Below are 18769 nucleotides of genomic sequence, written 5' to 3'. Positions count from 1 at the left end.
TCATTACTCCTTAATTTTTAAGCCAAGCCTCTAAAATTTCTATCTGCTCCTCCACACTTTTATTTGCCGTGCCGCCCTGCGAACAACGTGCCTCTTTTGAAGCGTGAAGATCTAAAAATTTAATAGCATTTGCATCTAAATTTTCATCCACACTTTTTAGCTGCTCTTCGTTTAATTCACTTAAATCAAGTCCCAAGCTTTCAGCCTTTGCAACAGCTTTACCTGTAATAAAATGTGCTGTTCTAAATGGAATATTTTTTTCACGCACTAGATAATCTGCCAAATCAGTCGCACTTAGATGCCCATTTTTTGTCGCTTTTAGCATGTTTTTTTCGTCAAATTTAGCTGTTTTTATCATCTCATTTAGGATGGTGGCTGAGCTTAAAACGGTTGAGACGCTGTCAAACACGCCCTCTTTATCTTCTTGCATATCTTTATTATAAGCAAGTGGCAGACCTTTCATCGTAGTTAGTAGTGCTACTAAATTTCCATTTACACGCCCAGTTTTGCCGCGTATGAGCTCGGCAACGTCTGGATTTTTCTTCTGTGGCATTATGGAGCTGCCCGTGCTATAAGCGTCACTGATGCTTACAAAGCCAAATTCTTGTGAGCTCCAAAGTATGAGCTCCTCACAAAGCCTAGAAGCGTGCGTCATAAAAACGCTAATGTTAAATAAAATTTCCAGCGCAAAATCACGGTCACTCACACTATCCATCGCATTTTGCGTGCAACCTGCAAAGCCAAGCTCACTTGCAACGATAGTTCTATCTATATTGTGCGGCGTGCCTGCAAGGGCTGCTGAACCAAGTGGGCTTAGGTTGTTTCGCTCATATGAGCTAATAAAACGCTCGAAATCTCTTTTAAACATAAATGCATATGCTAGCAAGTGATAGCTAAGGCTTACTGGCTGAGCGTGTTGAAGGTGTGTGTAGCCTGGCATTAGCGTATCTTTGTGGTTTTTTGCCAAATTTGTAAGCGTGGCGATGAGCTCTTTTATACATGAAGAAATTTCTAAATTTTTCTTCAATACGTAAAATTTAAAATCAAGCGCGACTTGGTCATTTCTACTTCTAGCTGTGTGCAGTCTGCCTCCAAGCTCGGCGCCGATGATCTGGCTAAGTCGCTTCTCAACTGCCATGTGTATATCTTCATCTTCTAGCTTAAACTCAAATTTACCTGCTCTTATCTCAGATAAAACCTCATCAAGCCCCTTTATGATCGCCTCTGACTCATCTTTTTTCAAAATTCCGCAAATTCCTAGCATTTTAGCATGTGCCTTACTGCCAGCGATATCCTCTTCAAAAAGATTTTTATCAAAATTTATAGAAGCGTTAAATTCCTCAAGCAACTTCGAACTAGCTTCGCTAAATCTTCCCTCCCACATCTTTTTGAGTGCGTTTTTCTCTTCTTTCATAGCTTTACCTTTGATTAGTTTTGCGTGATTTTAACAAAATAGCACTTAACTGGGTATTTTAACTATAAAGTTGCAAAAAAGTTATAAATATAATTTATCTTTAAGGATATAGAAATATAATTCAAAATATAACTTTTTAAAAACTATTTTAATTTTCTATTGAGATAGTTTAAAATAAAAATAATCTATAAGAGGAAAGATGATATGCAAATAGATGCGAATATGAACTCAAATATTTTCTATCATGATGGCTATACATCTATCTCTTCAAATAGCTCAAAAACAAGTATGCTAGTATCTTCTGGCTATGACAAAAAAGATATTGTTAGAAGCAATGAAGTACATGTAGAACAAAGAGAGGATGCTAAAATTTCCCCTATAATTATTAATAAAGCAAGTGCTGTACAGTTACAAAAAGACTTAGAAAAATTACAAGAGCAAAAGCTAGATATTTCACATCAAATTTCAAGTATCCAAAGCCTAAAAGATCGTAACTCTATGCAAATGCTTCATTACTTAAATTTAGAGCAGTCAGCCATTCAAAATAACATTTTAAGTATTAAAACTCAAATGATAGAAATGGCACAGGCTTAAAACTAAGCCTTACCAATAATAGTTTCTAAAACTAAGCAAAAATCCTCTAAAAAATATCCCATTGATTTATAAAAATTGCTAGTTGCGTCTTTTTGGATATCTCTTGAAAGCTGTTTAGCATAAGGCAAGAAAAATGAGACACTAAAAGCTGCAAGAAGTTTCATAGACTCATTAGATGCTTCGCTTTTTAAAATATTTGCTATTAAAATTAGCTGATTTGAGATGCTATCAACCTCGCCCATCTTTGGCTGAAAATTTATAGCCTTATAAAATTGAGCTAGATCATCTTTTGCAGACGAAAAATAGTAACTTGCCTCAAATTTTGACTTTAAAATGACAAAATCGTCACATAAAGCAGCACTACTTTCATCTTTGATAAATTTGGTATAAAGCTCATTGCCTTTTTTATTTGCTTCGCTATTAGTCTGCGTTATCCACGCATTTGTCTTTTTGATACGCATAAAAGATGAAACATCCAAAATGCCACTAAAATTTGCAGCAAGCGCAGCCGCTACAACGCTATAAAGTTCTCCAAGTTTCAAATTTTAATCCTTAAGTCGTAGATATCTAAGTCTAAGTGCGTTTAAAACGACAGTAACAGAGCTAAGACACATCGCCATTGAGCCATAAACTGGGCTTAAAAGTAGCCCAAAGACAGGGTAGAGCACGCCTGCAGCCACCGGGATACAAATCACGTTATACATAAACGCCCAAAATAAATTTTCTTTTATGTTTGCCATAGTAGCATTTGCTAATCTAACTAGTCCAGTCACTCCACGCAAATCATTTTTAATAAGCACGATATCTCCAGCACCTTTTGCTATATCTGAGCCCGAGTTCATAGCGATACCAACACTTGCTTCTTTAAGTGATGGTGAGTCGTTTACGCCATCTCCAACAAAGATAACGCCACCATGATTTGTAAGCTCTTTTATCTCATTAAATTTATCTTCAGGCAGCATATTTGCATGATATTTACTCACATTTAGCTTTTTAGCGATGCTTGCAACTACTTTCTCGTCATCGCCTGAGAGGATCACGCTTTGTAAATTTAGACTTGTAAGCTCGTTTATAATATCGCTTGCCTCATCTTTTAGCTCATCACTAAGCGTTAAAAAACCAACAAATTTTTTATTTATAGCACAAAGTATGACGCCGCTTCCATCGTTTGTAGCCTCTTTTATAGCGTTACTTTCATCCGGATTTAAACTTACTTCATTTGCCAAAAGCAGCTTTTCGTTTCCGATTATTATCTGATTATTCTCATCCTCATAGATGATGCCTTGCCCGACAACATTTTGAAATTTTCCATTTAGCTTTTGTAAATCTATACATTTTTGCTTTGCATATCTAACTATAGCTTTTGAGATGAGATGCTCACTTAAATTTTCAGCAGAAGCGATAAGAGCTAAATCTTGCTCGCTTAAATTTGAGCTTTTGACGCTGATTTGCCCTTTACTAAGTGTGCCTGTTTTGTCAAATGCTACGAATTTAGCATCTTTTATTAGCTCTAAAACTTCTGGATTTTTTACTAAAATTCCAGCTTTTGCACCACGTGCAAGCGAGCTTACGATTGCTATTGGCGTGGCAAGTCCTAGTGCGCATGGGCATGAGATGATAAGCACGCAGATCGCGCTAGAGATCGCATAGGCGAAATTTCCACTAAAAATTATCCATATAAAAAATGTAAGAACTGAGATCGCCACCACACTTGGCACAAAGATGTTTGCTATCTTGTCAGCCAGCCGTCCGATAGGCATCTTTTTAGAGCTAGCGTCGCTTAATAAGCTTAAAATTTGAGATAGCAAGCTTTCAAAAGAACTCTTTGTCACCTTGACGCTTATGTAGCCATTTGTGTTTAGAGTGCCGGCAAATACGCCATCTCCCACCTCTTTATAAACTGGCAAGCTCTCTCCTGTAAGCATAGAAGCATCTATCTCAGCGCCACCTTGAACTATCACGCCATCACTTGGGATGTTGTAGCCATTTTTTACGATGACGATGTCGCCTACTTTTAGCTCATTTACATTTACCTCTTTACTATGTCCATCTGGCATGACCAAAAAGGCGGTCTTTGGCGAAATTTTAAGTAGCGTCTTTAGGTAGTCGCCTGCCTTTGCCTTTGAGCGCTCTTCAAGATACTTACCTATCAAAACAAAGGCTATTATCATCGCTGCGCCCGAGACATAGACATTTTTTAGATCATCTGGGATGAAATCTGAAAAGATCACAACAAAAAGCGAGTATAAAAATGCACTGCCGCTTCCAAGAGCTACAAGCACGTTCATATCGTAGTTTTTGTTTTTAACAGCCTCTATGGCGTGAGCAAAGAAGTCTTTGCCACTAAAAGCTAGCACCAAAAAGCCAAGCGCTAAAATGGCTAAATTTACAATCACGCTAGGCCTTACAAACATCTCAAGCGCCATGATGACCATGCTCGCTAGAAATGCAAATATAAATTTATTTCTGATCGCAGTTATATGCTCGTCTCTTTTGGCTTCGAATTCATCAATATTTGTCGCCACAAAGTAGCCAAGCTTTTTTATCTTTTGCTCTAAAACTTCACGCACGCTAGCGTCTTTTAGGACAAATTCGCCGCTTGCATTTGCAAAATTTACATTTGCTTCAAGCACCCCATCTATCTTTTTAGAAACTTTCTCGATAGCGTTTGAGCAATTTACGCAGCTCATTCCCGCTATATTTAGCTTGACTTTTAAAGGCATATCAAAGCTCCTTTATAACGTCAAATCCAAGATCAGCCATTTCAGATTTAAATTTTTCAACTTCACTATCTTTAAGATCAACCCTAACTTGTCTTGGCTCTTTGCTAAGATCAACTTCTATCTTGCCAAAGTCATCTTCAAGTGCGTTTTTTATAGTGTTTGCGCAGTTTTGGCAGTGGATATTGTTTGCTTCAAATGTTTTCATATTATCTCCTTTATCATATGGTCGTATTCATGTAAATTTACAATTTTCTTGACATTAAATTTAAAGCCCAAACTCTCGTAAAATTTACGAACTTTTGGCTTATTTGTATCTACTATTAATGAAACCTTTTTATGCCCTAGCTCTTTTGCCTTGACAAACGAATGCCTTATGAGCTCTTTTGCAAGCCCTTGGCCTCTAAAATTTTCATCAACAGCGATACTATCTATATAAAACTCATCGTCAAAACACTCTTTTTCTACCTTGTCATCTTTGCCAAGAGCCATTAAATGCTGTGAAATTTCTCTATCAAGCTGCTCCGCGTCGCCACCAAAGTAAGCACACATAGCAGCTATAATTTCCTCGTTATGCTTATAAACAAAGACATTTTTATAGCTTAGTCTATTTGTCTCACTTTTGAAAAAAATTTCTAAAATTTCATCACTTTTAATAGGATCATCGTAGCCACTTAGCTTGTAGGCGATGTCCTCCATCGCTAAATTTAGTAGTTTTATGCAGATTTTTGCATCTTGTTTTTGAGCATTTTTTATCATGGCATGATTATATGCCTTTAGCTTAAATTTTTACCAAATATTTTTTTAAATTTACAAAGTTAGGCGCTTTGGCTGGCAAACTAAAAATGTTTTAAAAAAGTATAAAATTTTTTTAGTTATAATCCGTAAAAAATTTATTTAAGGATATTTATGGGACGAGCATTTGAGTACCGAAGAGCGGCAAAAGAAGCTAGATGGGATAAGATGAGCAAGGTATTTCCAAAACTTGCAAAGGCTATAACAGTAGCGGCAAAAGATGGCGGATGTGATCCGGATATGAACCCTAAACTTCGCGCAGCTATCGCAGCGGCAAAAGCTGAAAATATGCCAAAAGATAACATCGATGCAGCTATAAAAAGAGCAAATGGCAAAGATAGCGCCGATATTAAGACTATTTTTTATGACGGCAAAGCAGCTCACGGCGTGCAAATCATCGTTGAGTGTGCGACCGACAATCCAACAAGAACGGTTGCCAATGTTAAAGCGATATTTAGCAAAAATGGTGGAGAAATTTTACCAAGTGGCAGCCTTAGCTTTATGTTTACAAGAAAGAGCGTTTTTGAGCTTGAAAAACCAAGCGCAGACATTGAAGAGATCGAGCTTGAGCTGATAGATTATGGTCTAAGCGATATCGAGGCTGACGATGAGACGCTATTTGTATACGGTGATTATGCAAATTTTGGCACACTTCATGAAGGTATCGAAAAGCTAAATTTAGTAGTTAAAAAAGCTTCACTTCAATACTTACCAAATCAAACCGTGAATCTAAGCGAAGAGCAAATGCTTGAGGTTGAGAGACTTCTTGATAAGCTAGAAGATGATGATGATGTTCAAGCAGTTTATACAAATATCGAATAAAAGGGAAATACATGCGTTTTAATGAATTAAAAGTTTATGATATAAATTTAGATGAACTTAAAAAAGATAAATTTGTAGTTTTAGAGACAGACAAAGGCGAGATCAGACTTGAACTTTTTGCCGAAGAAGCTCCACAAGCTGTCGCAAATTTTATCCATTTGATAAAATCAGGCTTTTATAATGGTCTAAATTTTCACAGAGTTATACCAAATTTTGTCATCCAAGGCGGTTGTCCAAATGGCACAGGTACAGGCGGTCCTGGCTGGAGAATAAAATGCGAATGCGATAAACAAAACGTAAAACACGAGCGCGGTAGCCTTAGCATGGCTCACGCAGGGCGTGATACTGGCGGATCACAGTTTTTCATCTGTCATAGCAAACAACCTCATCTTGACGGCGTGCATACAGTCTTTGGAAAATGCGTTGATGAAGAGAGCCTAAAGGTGCTTGACGCTATAAGACAAGGCGATAAGATCATCTCTGCTAAGATCAGAGAAAGCCTGTAAAGGGGAAATTTATGAATAATGCTAAAAAGCAAGGAAATCTTGCTGTAAGATTATTTACCAATCTTGCCTTTTGGGTTGTGATCGGTATTGTTGGTGGCGTTATCGTTGGCATGGTCGCACCTGAGCTTGGTATAGCAAGCAAGCCAGGCATTGATTATTTTATAAAAGCACTTAAAATTTTAATTGGTCCTATTATCTTTTTAACGATCGTTTCAGGTATCGTTGGGCTCGAGAGTCTAAAAGATCTTGGATCTATTGGATTAAAGGCATTTATCTATTTTGAGATAGTTAGCACACTTGCGCTTGCTGTTGGTATCATCTTTGGCGAAACACTTCGTCCAGGACATGGTATGAATCTTGACTACACTCAGCTTGATGCATCAAGTGTAGCTAAATTTACATCTCAAGCTGCAAATATGGACGCAAATAGCGGATTTGTAGCACATACACTTCATCTTTTAAGAGGTGCTGTGCCAGTAGATGATATTTTCCCTTACGTGCATATACTTGATCCATTTATAAAATCAAACACACTTCAAGTACTTTTCATGGCTATTATCGTTGCCATCGTACTTTCGCTGCTAGCTCATGATAAAAAACAAGCTTGCCTAAAGCCACTTGAATTTATTCAGCACTATGTCTTAAAACTTCTTAGTTGGCTTATGCTCTTTAGCCCAGTGGCTGCATTTTCGGCTATGGCTTATCTAATCGGCAAATTTGGTATCGGAACGCTTCTTGGCATGATGGAACTTTTGGTTGTTATGGCACTTGCGAGCTGCTTTTTTATTTTTGTCGTGCTTGGCATTATTTGCTATTTTGCAAAAATCAATGTCTTTAAATTTATGCGTTTTATTTCAAAAGAGGTATTGGTAGTCTTTGCGACAAGCTCGAGCGAAACAGCTCTTGCGCCACTTATGCAAAAGCTAGAATCAGCTGGTATAAATAGAGGCGCAGTTGGACTTATTATCCCGACTGGCTACTCATTTAACCTTGACTGCACCAACATCTATCTAAGCTTAAGCGTTATCTTCTTAGCGCAAGCTTTCAACATCCCGCTAAGTTTTGAGCATCTAATAAGTATTCTAATCGTGCTAATGATCACAAGTAAAGGCGCTGTTGGCGTGACAGGCTCAGGCTTTGTCGTCCTTGCAGGCACACTAAGCGCACTCCCAAGCACTGGCATACCAGTTGTCACCGTGGCTGTGCTACTTGGCGTTGATAAATTTATGTCAGAGATGCGTGCAGTTGGTAATCTCTGCGGTAACGCTGTTGGTTGCATGATAGTTTCTATCTGGGATAAAAAAGTCGATATGGATAAATTTAGATACGCACTAGATCATCCAGAGGAATTTCACTTTCACTCATAATATACATTTATAACTATAAGGGCAACTTTGCCCTTATTTTTTCTTTTTACCCTAAATTTATGCAATCTATCTCCTCCTAAAACCTATAAAAATTTTTAGAAAACAGTAGCACAATAAATGATATTTGATACTTGGTTCAAGCACAGAAAAAACTAGGCTAAGTGTAATAGGAAAATTTTATTAGTAACTCATATATTTGGCAATATCTAATATTTTGTTACTTACTAGAATAAATTTGCAAATGTAATACTTGAGCTTGGAATTTGGAAGAGAGATACTTTAAATTTAGCCATATCAAAAATACCAACTAAAAATTCTTGTAAGATATTAGGAACAGCCTTACAAGAAGCTTTGCAAGGCCATATAAATTAAGCTTTTGGTCCAGCTTTAGCGTACTCAACACCCTCTTTTACATCTTCGTAACGTTTGAAATTTTCAACAAACATTTTAGCGAGCTTATCACGTGAAGCGTTATACTCAGCAGGATTTGCCCATGTGTTTATAGGGTTTAGCAGTTTTGTCTCGACACCATCAAGCTCTTTTGGTATAGCAAAGTTAAATTTATCAAAATTTTCAAACTCACATTTTGTGATGCTGCCATCAAGGATTGCATTTATGCAAGCACGTGTCGCTTTTATGCTCATACGCTTGCCAACGCCGTAAGCACCGCCGCTCCAGCCTGTATTTACAAGATAGACATTAACGCCGTGTTTATCGATCTTCTCACCTAGTAGTTTTGCATAGACGGTTGGGTGAAGTGGCATAAATGGCTCGCCAAAGCAAGCGCTAAAAGTAGCAACAGGCTCAGTTATACCGCGCTCTGTGCCAGCAACTTTTGCTGTATAGCCACTTAGGAAATAATACATCGCCTGCTCTTTTGTCAGCTTTGCAACTGGAGGAAGCACGCCAAAAGCGTCAGCGCTTAAAAAGATAATATTTTTTGGATGGCCGGCACTTGAGCTTGGCTCGTAATTGTCGATGTGATAGATCGGATAGCTCACACGTGTGTTTTCAGTCTTTGAGCCATCTTTGTAATCAACCACGCCCTTTTCGTCAGCCACGACGTTTTCAAGTAGCGCATCACGCCTAATCGCTGCGTAAATTTCTGGCTCGCTGCTTGGATCAAGGTTGATACATTTTGCGTAGCAGCCGCCCTCAAAATTAAACACGCCATCATCGTCCCAGCCGTGCTCATCATCGCCTATTAGCTTGCGTTTTGGATCAGTTGAAAGTGTCGTTTTGCCAGTACCAGATAGACCAAAAAATAGTGCTGTATCGCCTTTTTCGCCTACGTTTGCAGAGCAGTGCATACTTAGTTTACCTTCAAGTGGCAACCAGTAGTTCATCATAGAAAAAATACCCTTTTTCATCTCACCACCGTACCACGTACCGCCGATCACTGCGACATTTTCCTCGACGTTGAAGATAACAAAGACATCTGAATGTAGCCCATCAGCCTTGTAGTCCTCATTTTTTGTCTTACAAGCGTTATATACTACAAAATCAGGCTCAAATTTAGCCAGCTCTTCCTCGCTTGGGCGGATGAACATATTTTTTACAAAATGTGCTTGCCACGCTACTTCGGTGACAAAACGGACTGATTTTTGGCTCTTTTTACTAGCTCCACAAAATGCGTCTTGGATGAAAATTTCCTTGCCGCTTAGCTGCTCTTTTGCTTTTTTAAGAAGCTTGTCAAAAAGCTCTTTTGTGATAGGCTGATTTATCTTACCCCAAGCGATATACTTCTGACTCGGATCTTGTTTTACAAAGTACTTATCTTTTGGGCTTCTTCCAGTAAAAATTCCCGTATCAACCATAAATGTGCCGTTGCTTGAAACCCTGCCTTCGTTGTTTGCCTTTTCAAGCTCAAAAAGCTCGTCGTAGCTTAGATTGTGATTTATCTTTTTGATCTCTTTTAGACCTAGTTCGTCTAGTTTGTTTATCATGTTATTTCCTTTTAAAATTTTCATTTTTTATAAATTCTGACCTAAAAGTCATCAAAATGTTAATCAAATTTCGCTTAACACTCTCTTTTTAAAATGGGCAAATTTATTTAAATTTAGCCACCACTTGATTGTTTGCGACGCTTTGACCTTTGCTAACTTCAATAGAGCCTATCACACCATCTTTTGGAGCTTTGACCTCTATCTCCATCTTCATCGCTTCAAGCACGACTATAGCCTGACCTTTTTTGACATGGTCTCCTGCGCTAACTAAAATTTTATGCACAGCGCCTGGCAAGCTAGCAACGATATCATTTGCTGTTGCGCCTGCTGCTGCACTTTTAGCATTTTTTACGCTCTTGCCTTCAACTTCGGTGATCGATTTTACTTGGATGCTATCGTTAAAGCCTTCGCTTACTTCGACATTGTAGCGGCTACCATTTACAACGACACTATATCTGCCACTTTGAGTTTGTCTGCCCTCGTTTGCTTTAGCATTTGGGTCGATCTTTCTAACATTTACTTTGGCTTCGCCTTTTAAGAATGCGATACCCTTTTCTTTACAAGCTGCTGCTATAAATATATTTTCTTCGGTAGTTTTTATATTGTTTTGCTTTAGAATTTCTTTTACGTGCGCAAGTGACTTGCTCTCATCTTTATCAGCTATATCAACAGCGTGTTTTGTAGTTGGTTTTAAGCCTAGTTGCTCGCTTGCAAGCTTGATGATCTCTTTATCAGGCGTAACTGGTGTCTTGCCAAAGTAGCCAAGCACCATTTTGCCGTATCCCTCAGCGATCTTTTTCCACTTGCCAAACATCACGTTATTAAATGCTTGTTGGAAGTAAAACTGGCTAACAGGGGTTACTGAAGTGCCGTATCCACCCTTTTGCACCACTTCGCGCATCGCAAGGATGACCTCTGGGAATTTATCTAAGATGTTGTTATCTCTCATCATCTGAGTATTTGCGGTGAGCGCGCCACCAGGCATCGGTGAAAATGGTATGAGCGGGCTTACTTGCACGGCTTCAGGCGGTAAGAAATACTCTTTTAAGCAATCGTTCAAAATGCTTTCATATTTTAAAATCTTCTCCACGTCAAGTCCGCCAAGATCATAATTTTTGCCTTTTACTGCATGAAGCATAGTCAAGATATCTGGCTGGCTTGTACCACCACTTACTGGGCTTGCAGCTAGATCTATTCCATCAACGCCAGCTTCAAGCGCTGCAAGATAGCAAGCCACACTTACGCCTGCAGTTTCATGTGTATGAAGTCTGATGTGAGTTTTTTCTGGGAGTAGTTTTCTAGCCATTTTTATAGTTTCATAGACCTTTTGTGGACTACTTGTGCCACTTGCGTCTTTAAAGCAAACGCTGTGATATGGGATATTTGCGTCTAAAATTTCTCTTAAAATTTTCTCATAAAATTTAACATCATGAGCTCCCACACAGCCACTAGGCAAATCCATCATCGTAACTACGACTTCGTGTTTTAGTCCGTGATGAGCTATCCTTTCGCCTGAATATTTTAAATTTTCAACGTCATTTAGTGCGTCAAAATTTCTAATAGTAGTGGTTCCATGTTTTTTGAAAAGCTTTGCGTGAAGGTCGATTAGCTCACGACTACCAGTATCAAGTGTTACGGTATTTACGCCCCTGCTTAGGGTTTGAAGATTTGCTTTTGGTCCTACGATGCTTCTAAATTTATCCATCATCGCAAAAGCATCTTCATTTAGGTAAAAATAAAGGCTTTGAAATCTCGCTCCGCCACCAAATTCAAAATGCTCTATGCCAGCCTCTTTGGCTGCTTCAAGCGCGGGCAAAAAATCGTTCATAAGCACTCTAGCGCCATAAACTGACTGAAAGCCATCTCTAAAGGTCGTATCCATAACATCGATAAATTTCTTCGCCATCACCCACCTCATTAATTTTATAAATTTATTTAAAGAATTCATAGAAAATGGCTAAATTGGTTAGAAACTCAAATTAGCCATTTTGCTTGTTTTTTGGTATTTTACAACCAAAAACTTTTATATCATTTAAAAAGTGAGAGTAAGAAGTTTAATAATCCGCCGTGGCTCGCATCAAGCATTGGCTTTAATTCCATTAGAAAGACGCAGAAAAATACAAGTACAGCAAGCTGAATAAAAATATAAGGCACAACGCCTTTATAAATAGCAGTCGTTTTTATCTCAGCTGGTGCGACTGACCTTAGAAAAAATAAACTAAAACCAAATGGCGGCGTTAGGAATGAAGTTTGCAAATTCATTGCAACTAAGATTGCTAGATAAATTGGATTTATACCAAGCTTTGCAGCTATTGGTACCAAGATAGGAAGCACGATATATGAAATTTCAACAAAGTCGATAAAAAAGCCAAGCACAAAGATAACAACCATACTAAAAATGATAAAGCCCCACTTCTCACCTGGCAAATTTGTCATAAATTTTTCAACAATCTCATCGCCACCAGTATAACTAAACACCATAGAAAAGGCTGTCGCGCCAACAAGTATAGCAAAGACAAGTGCTGTAGTTTTTACACTCTCTGCCAATGCCTCTTTTATCATAGAAAATGAAAATGTCCTATAAAAAATAGCTAAAATAATGGCTCCAATGCAGCCAAAAGCTGAACTTTCAGTTGGTGTAGCGATACCTGCAAATATAGAACCCAACACGCAAATAACAAGTAAAAGCGGCGGAAAGATAGCGATTAGTGCTCTCATAATCTGCTTAAATTTACTAACACCGCTCTCATCTTTTACTACCGGTGCTGTATCTGGTTTCAAATAAGCAACAATCAAAATATAAATGATATAAACTGCTACTAGCGTGAATCCTGGGATGATGGCTTGATGAAAAAGCTCACCAACTGGTACTGAAAATATATCACCCAAGATAATCAGTACGATAGAAGGTGGAATGATCTGTCCAAGCGTACCAGCGGCACATATAGTGCCACAACCTAGCGCTTGGTCGTATTTATACTTTAGCATGACAGGCAAGCTTATAACGCCCATTGCAACGACACTTGCACCAACAACACCGGTTGAAGCTGCAAGAAGTGCTCCAACCAAGATAGTGCTAATAGCAATACCTCCGCGAATTTCTCCAAAAAGCATACCCATGCTCTCAAGTAGCCTCTCAGCTAGTTTTGACTTTTGGAGCACAACGCCCATAAAGACAAAAAGTGGAACTGCTATAAAAATTCTACTCTCCATGATAGAGAAAATTCTATAAGGCATGAAATTAAACATATCTTTAAAAACTTCGATGCTTCCAAGTAGCCCATCTCCGTCTCCAATACTCTCAACAATACTACCAATCATGCCAAATATCATAGAAACCGCACCAAAGGTAAAGGCTACCGGAAAGCCAATGCCTAGCATCAAAAGTGCAGCTATAAACATTATCAAGCCAGCCATTATTCCCCCTTTTTAGCTTTTTTGTAAAGATTAAAATTTCTTATAAAAAAGCCAATCGCAAAAAATACAAGTAGATAAAAAGAAAAAGGAATAAGTGCTTTTATGATCCATCTGTGAGTAAGACCACCTGGATCTGCACTAGCTTCAGCTGAAGTATAAGCATCACTCACAAATTCAAATGATAAATTTGAAACCAAAAGTGCAAATGGGATTACAAAAATAACAGTTCCTATCATATTTACAAGAGCTTTATTTTTTGGTGAAAATTTAGCATAAAATATATCAACTCTAACGTGCGCATCTTCTTTTAATGCATAGCTCATGCCAAGCAAAAATATCACAGCAAAAAAATGCCACTCAAGCTCCTGAAATGCGACATTTCCATAAGAGAAAAAATATCTTGCCACAACGTTAAAAAAAACATCTATTATCATCAAAGCCATAACAAACATGCAAATATAGCCGACTATATCGCCGACCTTATCAAAAAATTTCTCAACTTTTTGCATAAACAACCCTTAAAAAAACAATTTATTTATCATGATGATAAATACGCAAACTGGCGCCACATATCTTAATAAAAAATACCATGCACTAAATACAAAGTCGCTCATATATGGACTAAATAGCACATAAAGTGCCTCTCTTTTCATAAAATATCCAACAAATATCGCACCACCTATACCACTAATTGGAAGTAGAACATTTGAAGCGGTAAAGTCAAGAAAATCAAAGAAATTTTTGCCAAAGAGCATAAATTTGTCGCCAACATTTTCTATATTTGATAAAAGACATAAAAATCCTAATACAAAAACACCGGCTCCAACTATGCTAAGAGCTTTTATCCTGCTAATGCCATACTCTCTGATCAAGAAAAATACAAACGGCTCTACGATAGAGATGGCTGAAGTAATGCCAGCAAAGATAAGTGCAGCAAAAAATGCCACAGCTAAAATTTGACCTATCACGCCAAGCTTAGCAAAGAGCGTTGGAAGCGAGATAAAGACAAGTCCTGGTCCTTGAGACGGCTCTGCGCCAAATTCAAATATAAATGTAAAGATAACAAGACCCATCATAATGGCTAGGACGATGTTTATAAAAACGATACTTAGCGTAGAAGTAGCTAAATTTGTATCATCGCTTAGGCTGGCTGAATACGTAATGATTGCTGCCATACCAAGAGATAGTGTCCAAAAAGCAAGTCCAAGGGCAAGCAAAAGCGAATTAAATGAAATTTTACTAAAATCAGGAACAAGTAAAAACTCAGCAGACTTTGTAAAGCCATTCATTGTCATAGAAAAGATAAGCATGATTAGAACCATGATAAATAGGCTTGGCATCATCCAAACATTTAGCTTTTCAATGCCACTTTTCACTCCTTTTGAAAGGATAAAAAAGCAAGCTACAAATGCAATAACAAAATAAAGCGTCTGATCGCCAAGACCATGCGTAAGAAGCTCGTTAAATATTACTTTTGAACTTTCTATATCGTTTGGAAGACCGGTAAAAGATAGCGTGAAATACTTAAAGACCCAGCCGATGATCACAATGTAGTAAGATGATATTATAGCTGCGGTTACCATAGCTAAAATTCCAACCAGTTGCCATAAATTTTTATTTTTATTCGCTAACTTTCTAAAGGCATTTACACTATCGCTCTCACTAAGTTTGCCAATACTTAGCTCTGCCATAAAGATAGGTATGCCAACTAAAAACGTTATCAAAAGATATAAAATAACAAATGCTGATCCACCATTTTCACCGACCATATATGGAAATTTCCATGCATTGCCAAGTCCAACAGCTGACCCTGCAACTGCTAAAACATAACCTATTTTAGAAAACTGTTCTTTTGCCATTATGCAATCTCCCTTACTAGCACCACAAAAACTAGAACTGGCGCTACAAACCTTATTAAAAAATACCAAATTTTAAAGACAATCTCACCCATATAAGGCAAAAATAGCTCTTTTAAAAGCTCAAATTTCATAAAGTACCCAACAAAAATGGCAAATATAATGCCACCAAGTGGGAGCATAATGTTTGAGCTAAGATAATCAAGCAAATCAAAAAAGCTCTTGCCAAAAAATGTAAGTGCTTCTTTAAAATCGCCAATGCCGCTTAATGCACATAAAATCCCTAAAACATAAACTACGGCACCGACAATAATAATTGATCTATTTCTACTAAATCCCAAACTTTTATTTAAGAAAAATATAAATGGCTCAACTAGCGAAATGACCGATGTTATACCAGCAAAAAATAAAGATGTAAAAAATGCAAAAGCCAAGAAATTTCCAAGCAGGCCAAGCTTTGCAAAAAGCGTTGGAAGCGAGATAAATGCTAACCCTGCACCCTTTGATGGCTCTGAACCAAATTCATAGGTGAATGTAAAAACTATAAGTCCTATAATTACGCTAATAATTATATTTGCAAAGACTACATAAAGTGATGAAGTAAATAAATTTGTATCATTGCCTAGGCTTGATGAGTAAGTTAAAATGCAGCCAATGCCAATACACATCGTAAAAAAAGCTAACCCAAGAGCATTTAAGATAGCGCCTTGATCTATCTTTGAAAAATCAGGCACAAGTAAAAATTTAGCCGCCTCATCAAATCCATTCATGCCAAAAGAGTAGCCAAGCATAAGCAAAAGCAAAATAAAAAGTGCTGGAATAAGATATACATTTATACGCTCTATTCCACTTTTTATACCTTTTGTAAGTATAAAAAAGTAGGCAAAAAAAGCGATGCTAAAATATAAAATTTGCTCCTCTATGCCCTTTGAAGTAAAATTTACAAAAAGCGCTTCTGAGTTTGCCATATCTTTTGGAAGCTCACCGAGACTTAAGATAACGTATTTTAAAACCCAGCCGATAATGAGTGTATAAAAAGATGCGATGAATAACCCTGTCACCATCACAACACCAGCAAATTTCCAAGAATTTGCCCCCTTTGTAGCTAGACTTTTAAATGCCCCAACCGTATCAAGACGAGAAATTTTGCCCATCGCCATCTCGGCAAAAAATATGCTAAGCCCAACGACAAAAGCAAAAAATAGATATATAAGTATAAACGCTGAACCACCATTACTACCGACCATATATGGAAATTTCCATGCATTACCAAGGCCAATAGCCGCTCCAATGATAGAAAGAACAAAGCCAACTTTACTAAATCTATCCATCATTTACCTGCTATTTGATAGATCATGATGGCGCAAATTGCGATTGGTACGATGTATCTTAAAGCAAAATACCAAATTTCAAAAAATACTTTTCCCATAAATTCGCCAAAGAGTAGATATAGGCTCTCTTTTTTAAGTTTATAGCCAACAAAAAAACTAAAAATTATGGCACCTATTGGCATCATTATATTTGAAGTAAGAAAATCAAGCGCATCAAAGACTGGCTTACCAAAAATACTAAAGATATTAGCCGTCTGCGCATAATATGAAAAAATACAAAAAAGACCTAAAATATAGACAAAAATTCCAATATAAACAAGAGCCATTTTGCGTGAAATTTCAAATTTTCTAACCAAATAATAAGCAAATGGTTCTATCATCGAAACAGCACTTGTAACACCAGCAAATAAAAGTGAAACAAAAAATGCGATGGCCATGACATTGCCAACTATCCCAAGCTTTGCAAAAAGTGTAACAAGTGAGATAAAAATAAGCCCCGGGCCACTTGCCGTGCTATCAGCTCCATAAGCAAATATAAACGTAAAGACCACAAGTCCCATCATAATGCCTATTAATATGTTTATAAAGATGATAGAAAGCGTTGATTTTATAAGATTTGTCTGCTCTGGTAAATTTGCAGCGTATGTCGGTATTACACCAACGCCCATAGATAGCGAGAAGAACGCGAGTCCAAGAGCTTGTAAAATAACATCTGGCGTGATTGCGCTAAAATTTGGTACAAATAAAAATTTAGCCGCCTTAACAAAGCCATCACCCATGCTAATTGCATAAAAAAGTATACAAATAAGCAGTATAAAAAGACCCGGCATCATCCAAATATTTAGCTTCTCAATGCCACTTTTCACACCTTTTGAAACAGCAAAAAATACCATTAGAAAGACTAGACTAAAGCAAACAATAGCGCTACTTAGATCATTCGATAAAAGCGTATTAAACTGTTGGACTGCCTCTTCTTGATTGCTCAAAAGTGGCGAAAAGCCAAGATAAATATACTTTAATATCCAGCCAATTACAACCATATAAAATGAAGCAATAAGTATCGCTCCTATCATAAAAAAGCCTGAGAAAGACCATATTTTTTTATGTTTTGGAGCAAGTTTATAAATGGAGCTTACAACATCACTCTCGCCAAGCTTACCAATGCTAAGCTCTGCTAAAAACGCTACAAAAGCAATAGCAAACGTGAGAAGCAAATATAAAACTATAAACGCTGAACCGCCATTGTTTCCTACCATTGTTGGAAATTTCCATGCATTACCAAGTCCAACAGCTGATCCTGCCATAGCAAGAACAAAGCCTATTTTTGAAAATTTTTCATTTATCATTGATTACCTGAGATTAAGAATAAATTAATTTTTTCAAAGATAACATAAAAAAACTTTTATTTTTCTAAGCCAAGAATTTTTTATGGGCAATTTAAATTTTTAGTGTTTTTATTTGAAACAAAGTTTTGTTTTTGTAATATTACGGCTCATAAAGTTTAAGTAGGGGACAGATCCGAAAGAGCTTTAAAATTTAAAGGAGCAACGATGAAAAAGATCGTGTTTTTAATTCTTGGTCTTGCTGCATTCGCATTTGGCGCTGACGGCGAGATGATTAGATCATATTCAGTTATCGCTGGTGGTATTGGCCTTGGCCTTGCAGCTCTTGGTGGTGCTATTGGTATGGGTAATACAGCTGCTGCAACAATTAGTGGAACAGCTAGAAACCCAGGTGTTGGTAGCAAACTTATGACTACAATGTTTATCGCTCTTGCGATGATCGAAGCACAAGTTATCTACGCACTAGTTATTACACTTATCGTTCTTTACGCAAACCCAATGCTTGGCTAAGCGTAAAGCTTAAATTTAGCCCCTTTGGGGCTTTTATTCTTTTTGCGATCATGGTGGAATTGGTAGACACGCTATCTTGAGGGGGTAGTGCCGCTAGGTGTGCGAGTTCGAGTCTCGCTGATCGCACCATCTAATCTTACACTTCAAA

General features: G+C 37.5%; 17 protein-coding genes and 1 tRNA gene. 6 read left to right on the top strand and 12 right to left on the bottom strand.

From position 1 onward, the window contains the following. Positions 1 to 10: 10 nt before the first annotated feature. Positions 11 to 1414 carry an argininosuccinate lyase gene (argH, locus tag F3H00_RS06535; RefSeq protein WP_149703774.1) on the bottom strand — a complete coding sequence of 468 codons (1404 nt, stop codon included), beginning with the start codon at positions 1412 to 1414 and terminating at the stop codon, positions 11 to 13. Positions 1415 to 1618: 204 nt separating this feature from the next. On the opposite strand from argH, the gene F3H00_RS06530 reads away from it, so the two are divergent. Next, positions 1619 to 2008 (top strand): hypothetical protein, encoded by a 390-nt coding sequence (locus F3H00_RS06530; protein ID WP_149703773.1) that lies wholly within the window; start codon positions 1619 to 1621, stop codon positions 2006 to 2008. Positions 2009 to 2010: 2 nt separating this feature from the next. Here F3H00_RS06530 and F3H00_RS06525 read toward each other — a convergent pair whose 3' ends face one another. Genes F3H00_RS06525 through F3H00_RS06510 form a run of 4 tightly spaced genes read right to left on the bottom strand, consistent with a single transcriptional unit; the run spans position 2011 to position 5487 of the window. Continuing rightward, positions 2011 to 2550: an oxidoreductase gene (locus tag F3H00_RS06525; RefSeq protein ID WP_103624982.1), complete on the bottom strand. Its 540-nt coding sequence runs from the start codon at positions 2548 to 2550 to the stop codon at positions 2011 to 2013. Between the two features lie 3 nt (positions 2551 to 2553). Then, positions 2554 to 4731, bottom strand: a complete 2178-nt coding sequence (locus F3H00_RS06520) for a heavy metal translocating P-type ATPase (protein WP_148799271.1) — start codon at positions 4729 to 4731, stop codon at positions 2554 to 2556. Between the two features lies 1 nt (position 4732). Beyond that, positions 4733 to 4936, bottom strand: coding sequence for a heavy-metal-associated domain-containing protein (locus F3H00_RS06515; protein ID WP_087579699.1), 204 nt, complete (start codon positions 4934 to 4936; stop codon positions 4733 to 4735). After that, positions 4933 to 5487, bottom strand: coding sequence for a GNAT family N-acetyltransferase (locus tag F3H00_RS06510; RefSeq protein WP_148799269.1), 555 nt, complete (start codon positions 5485 to 5487; stop codon positions 4933 to 4935). The genes F3H00_RS06515 and F3H00_RS06510 overlap by 4 nt, the downstream gene beginning before the upstream one ends. Before the next feature lie 150 nt (positions 5488 to 5637). Between F3H00_RS06510 and F3H00_RS06505 the strand changes: the two genes are divergently transcribed. The 3 genes from F3H00_RS06505 to F3H00_RS06495 are packed head-to-tail and all read left to right on the top strand — an operon-like array spanning position 5638 to position 8218. Further along, the gene (locus tag F3H00_RS06505) at positions 5638 to 6345 is read left to right on the top strand and encodes a YebC/PmpR family DNA-binding transcriptional regulator (RefSeq protein ID WP_021090734.1); all 708 of its coding nucleotides are present in this window, start codon (positions 5638 to 5640) and stop codon (positions 6343 to 6345) included. An 11-nt stretch (positions 6346 to 6356) separates the two neighbouring features. Next, the gene (locus F3H00_RS06500; RefSeq protein ID WP_148799267.1) at positions 6357 to 6851 is read left to right on the top strand and encodes a peptidylprolyl isomerase; all 495 of its coding nucleotides are present in this window, start codon (positions 6357 to 6359) and stop codon (positions 6849 to 6851) included. Between the two features lie 11 nt (positions 6852 to 6862). Continuing rightward, positions 6863 to 8218, top strand: a complete 1356-nt coding sequence (locus F3H00_RS06495; protein ID WP_103604243.1) for a cation:dicarboxylate symporter family transporter — start codon at positions 6863 to 6865, stop codon at positions 8216 to 8218. 368 nt (positions 8219 to 8586) lie between these two features. Here F3H00_RS06495 and pckA read toward each other — a convergent pair whose 3' ends face one another. The 7 genes from pckA to F3H00_RS06460 form a co-directional block, all read right to left on the bottom strand. Beyond that, positions 8587 to 10161, bottom strand: a complete 1575-nt coding sequence (gene pckA, locus F3H00_RS06490) for a phosphoenolpyruvate carboxykinase (ATP) (protein ID WP_187424100.1) — start codon at positions 10159 to 10161, stop codon at positions 8587 to 8589. Between the two features lie 106 nt (positions 10162 to 10267). Continuing rightward, positions 10268 to 12070, bottom strand: a complete 1803-nt coding sequence (locus F3H00_RS06485; RefSeq protein ID WP_148799263.1) for a biotin/lipoyl-containing protein — start codon at positions 12068 to 12070, stop codon at positions 10268 to 10270. Positions 12071 to 12192: 122 nt separating this feature from the next. Beyond that, positions 12193 to 13581 carry a TRAP transporter large permease gene (locus F3H00_RS06480; RefSeq protein ID WP_148799261.1) on the bottom strand — a complete coding sequence of 463 codons (1389 nt, stop codon included), beginning with the start codon at positions 13579 to 13581 and terminating at the stop codon, positions 12193 to 12195. Continuing rightward, positions 13581 to 14090, bottom strand: a complete 510-nt coding sequence (locus tag F3H00_RS06475) for a TRAP transporter small permease subunit (RefSeq protein ID WP_087579692.1) — start codon at positions 14088 to 14090, stop codon at positions 13581 to 13583. The genes F3H00_RS06480 and F3H00_RS06475 overlap by 1 nt, the downstream gene beginning before the upstream one ends. Positions 14091 to 14099: 9 nt before the next feature. Next, complete coding sequence (locus F3H00_RS06470; protein ID WP_148799259.1) at positions 14100 to 15440, bottom strand: sodium-dependent transporter; 1341 nt, start codon at positions 15438 to 15440, stop codon at positions 14100 to 14102. After that, a complete protein-coding gene (locus tag F3H00_RS06465; protein WP_148799257.1) occupies positions 15440 to 16771 on the bottom strand; it encodes a sodium-dependent transporter in 1332 nt (443 codons plus the stop codon). Before F3H00_RS06465 ends, F3H00_RS06470 begins: the two co-directional genes overlap by 1 nt. After that, positions 16768 to 18114, bottom strand: a complete 1347-nt coding sequence (locus F3H00_RS06460) for a sodium-dependent transporter (RefSeq protein ID WP_148799255.1) — start codon at positions 18112 to 18114, stop codon at positions 16768 to 16770. Before F3H00_RS06460 ends, F3H00_RS06465 begins: the two co-directional genes overlap by 4 nt. 204 nt (positions 18115 to 18318) lie before the next feature. On the opposite strand from F3H00_RS06460, the gene F3H00_RS06455 reads away from it, so the two are divergent. Together F3H00_RS06455 and F3H00_RS06450 are read left to right on the top strand one after the other, a co-directional pair. Continuing rightward, a complete protein-coding gene (locus F3H00_RS06455; RefSeq protein ID WP_004317263.1) occupies positions 18319 to 18621 on the top strand; it encodes a F0F1 ATP synthase subunit C in 303 nt (100 codons plus the stop codon). A 44-nt stretch (positions 18622 to 18665) separates the two neighbouring features. Then, a tRNA-Leu gene (locus tag F3H00_RS06450) sits at positions 18666 to 18750 on the top strand. Positions 18751 to 18769 lie beyond the last annotated feature (19 nt).

The sequence above is a fragment of the Campylobacter concisus genome (genome assembly GCF_902460845.1).
GTDB classification, from domain to species: Bacteria; Campylobacterota; Campylobacteria; order Campylobacterales; family Campylobacteraceae; genus Campylobacter_A; species Campylobacter_A concisus_X.
Note: the sequence above shows the minus strand (reverse complement) of the source record. Positions and strands in the feature narration are given on the sequence as shown.

Bases quoted from the DNA above. Each gene is read 5' to 3' on its own strand.
- argH (WP_149703774.1), bottom strand. From the start codon at position 1,414: ATGAAAGAAGAGAAAAACGCACTCAAAAAGATGTGGGAGGGAAGATTT.
- F3H00_RS06530 (WP_149703773.1), top strand. From the start codon at position 1,619: ATGCAAATAGATGCGAATATGAACTCAAATATTTTCTATCATGATGGC.
- F3H00_RS06520 (WP_148799271.1), bottom strand. From the start codon at position 4,731: ATGCCTTTAAAAGTCAAGCTAAATATAGCGGGAATGAGCTGCGTAAAT.
- F3H00_RS06515 (WP_087579699.1), bottom strand. From the start codon at position 4,936: ATGAAAACATTTGAAGCAAACAATATCCACTGCCAAAACTGCGCAAAC.
- F3H00_RS06510 (WP_148799269.1), bottom strand. From the start codon at position 5,487: ATGATAAAAAATGCTCAAAAACAAGATGCAAAAATCTGCATAAAACTA.
- F3H00_RS06505 (WP_021090734.1), top strand. From the start codon at position 5,638: ATGGGACGAGCATTTGAGTACCGAAGAGCGGCAAAAGAAGCTAGATGG.
- F3H00_RS06500 (WP_148799267.1), top strand. From the start codon at position 6,357: ATGCGTTTTAATGAATTAAAAGTTTATGATATAAATTTAGATGAACTT.
- F3H00_RS06495 (WP_103604243.1), top strand. From the start codon at position 6,863: ATGAATAATGCTAAAAAGCAAGGAAATCTTGCTGTAAGATTATTTACC.
- F3H00_RS06485 (WP_148799263.1), bottom strand. From the start codon at position 12,070: ATGGCGAAGAAATTTATCGATGTTATGGATACGACCTTTAGAGATGGC.
- F3H00_RS06480 (WP_148799261.1), bottom strand. From the start codon at position 13,581: ATGGCTGGCTTGATAATGTTTATAGCTGCACTTTTGATGCTAGGCATT.
- F3H00_RS06475 (WP_087579692.1), bottom strand. From the start codon at position 14,090: ATGCAAAAAGTTGAGAAATTTTTTGATAAGGTCGGCGATATAGTCGGC.
- F3H00_RS06470 (WP_148799259.1), bottom strand. From the start codon at position 15,440: ATGGCAAAAGAACAGTTTTCTAAAATAGGTTATGTTTTAGCAGTTGCA.
- F3H00_RS06465 (WP_148799257.1), bottom strand. From the start codon at position 16,771: ATGATGGATAGATTTAGTAAAGTTGGCTTTGTTCTTTCTATCATTGGA.
- F3H00_RS06460 (WP_148799255.1), bottom strand. From the start codon at position 18,114: ATGATAAATGAAAAATTTTCAAAAATAGGCTTTGTTCTTGCTATGGCA.
- F3H00_RS06455 (WP_004317263.1), top strand. From the start codon at position 18,319: ATGAAAAAGATCGTGTTTTTAATTCTTGGTCTTGCTGCATTCGCATTT.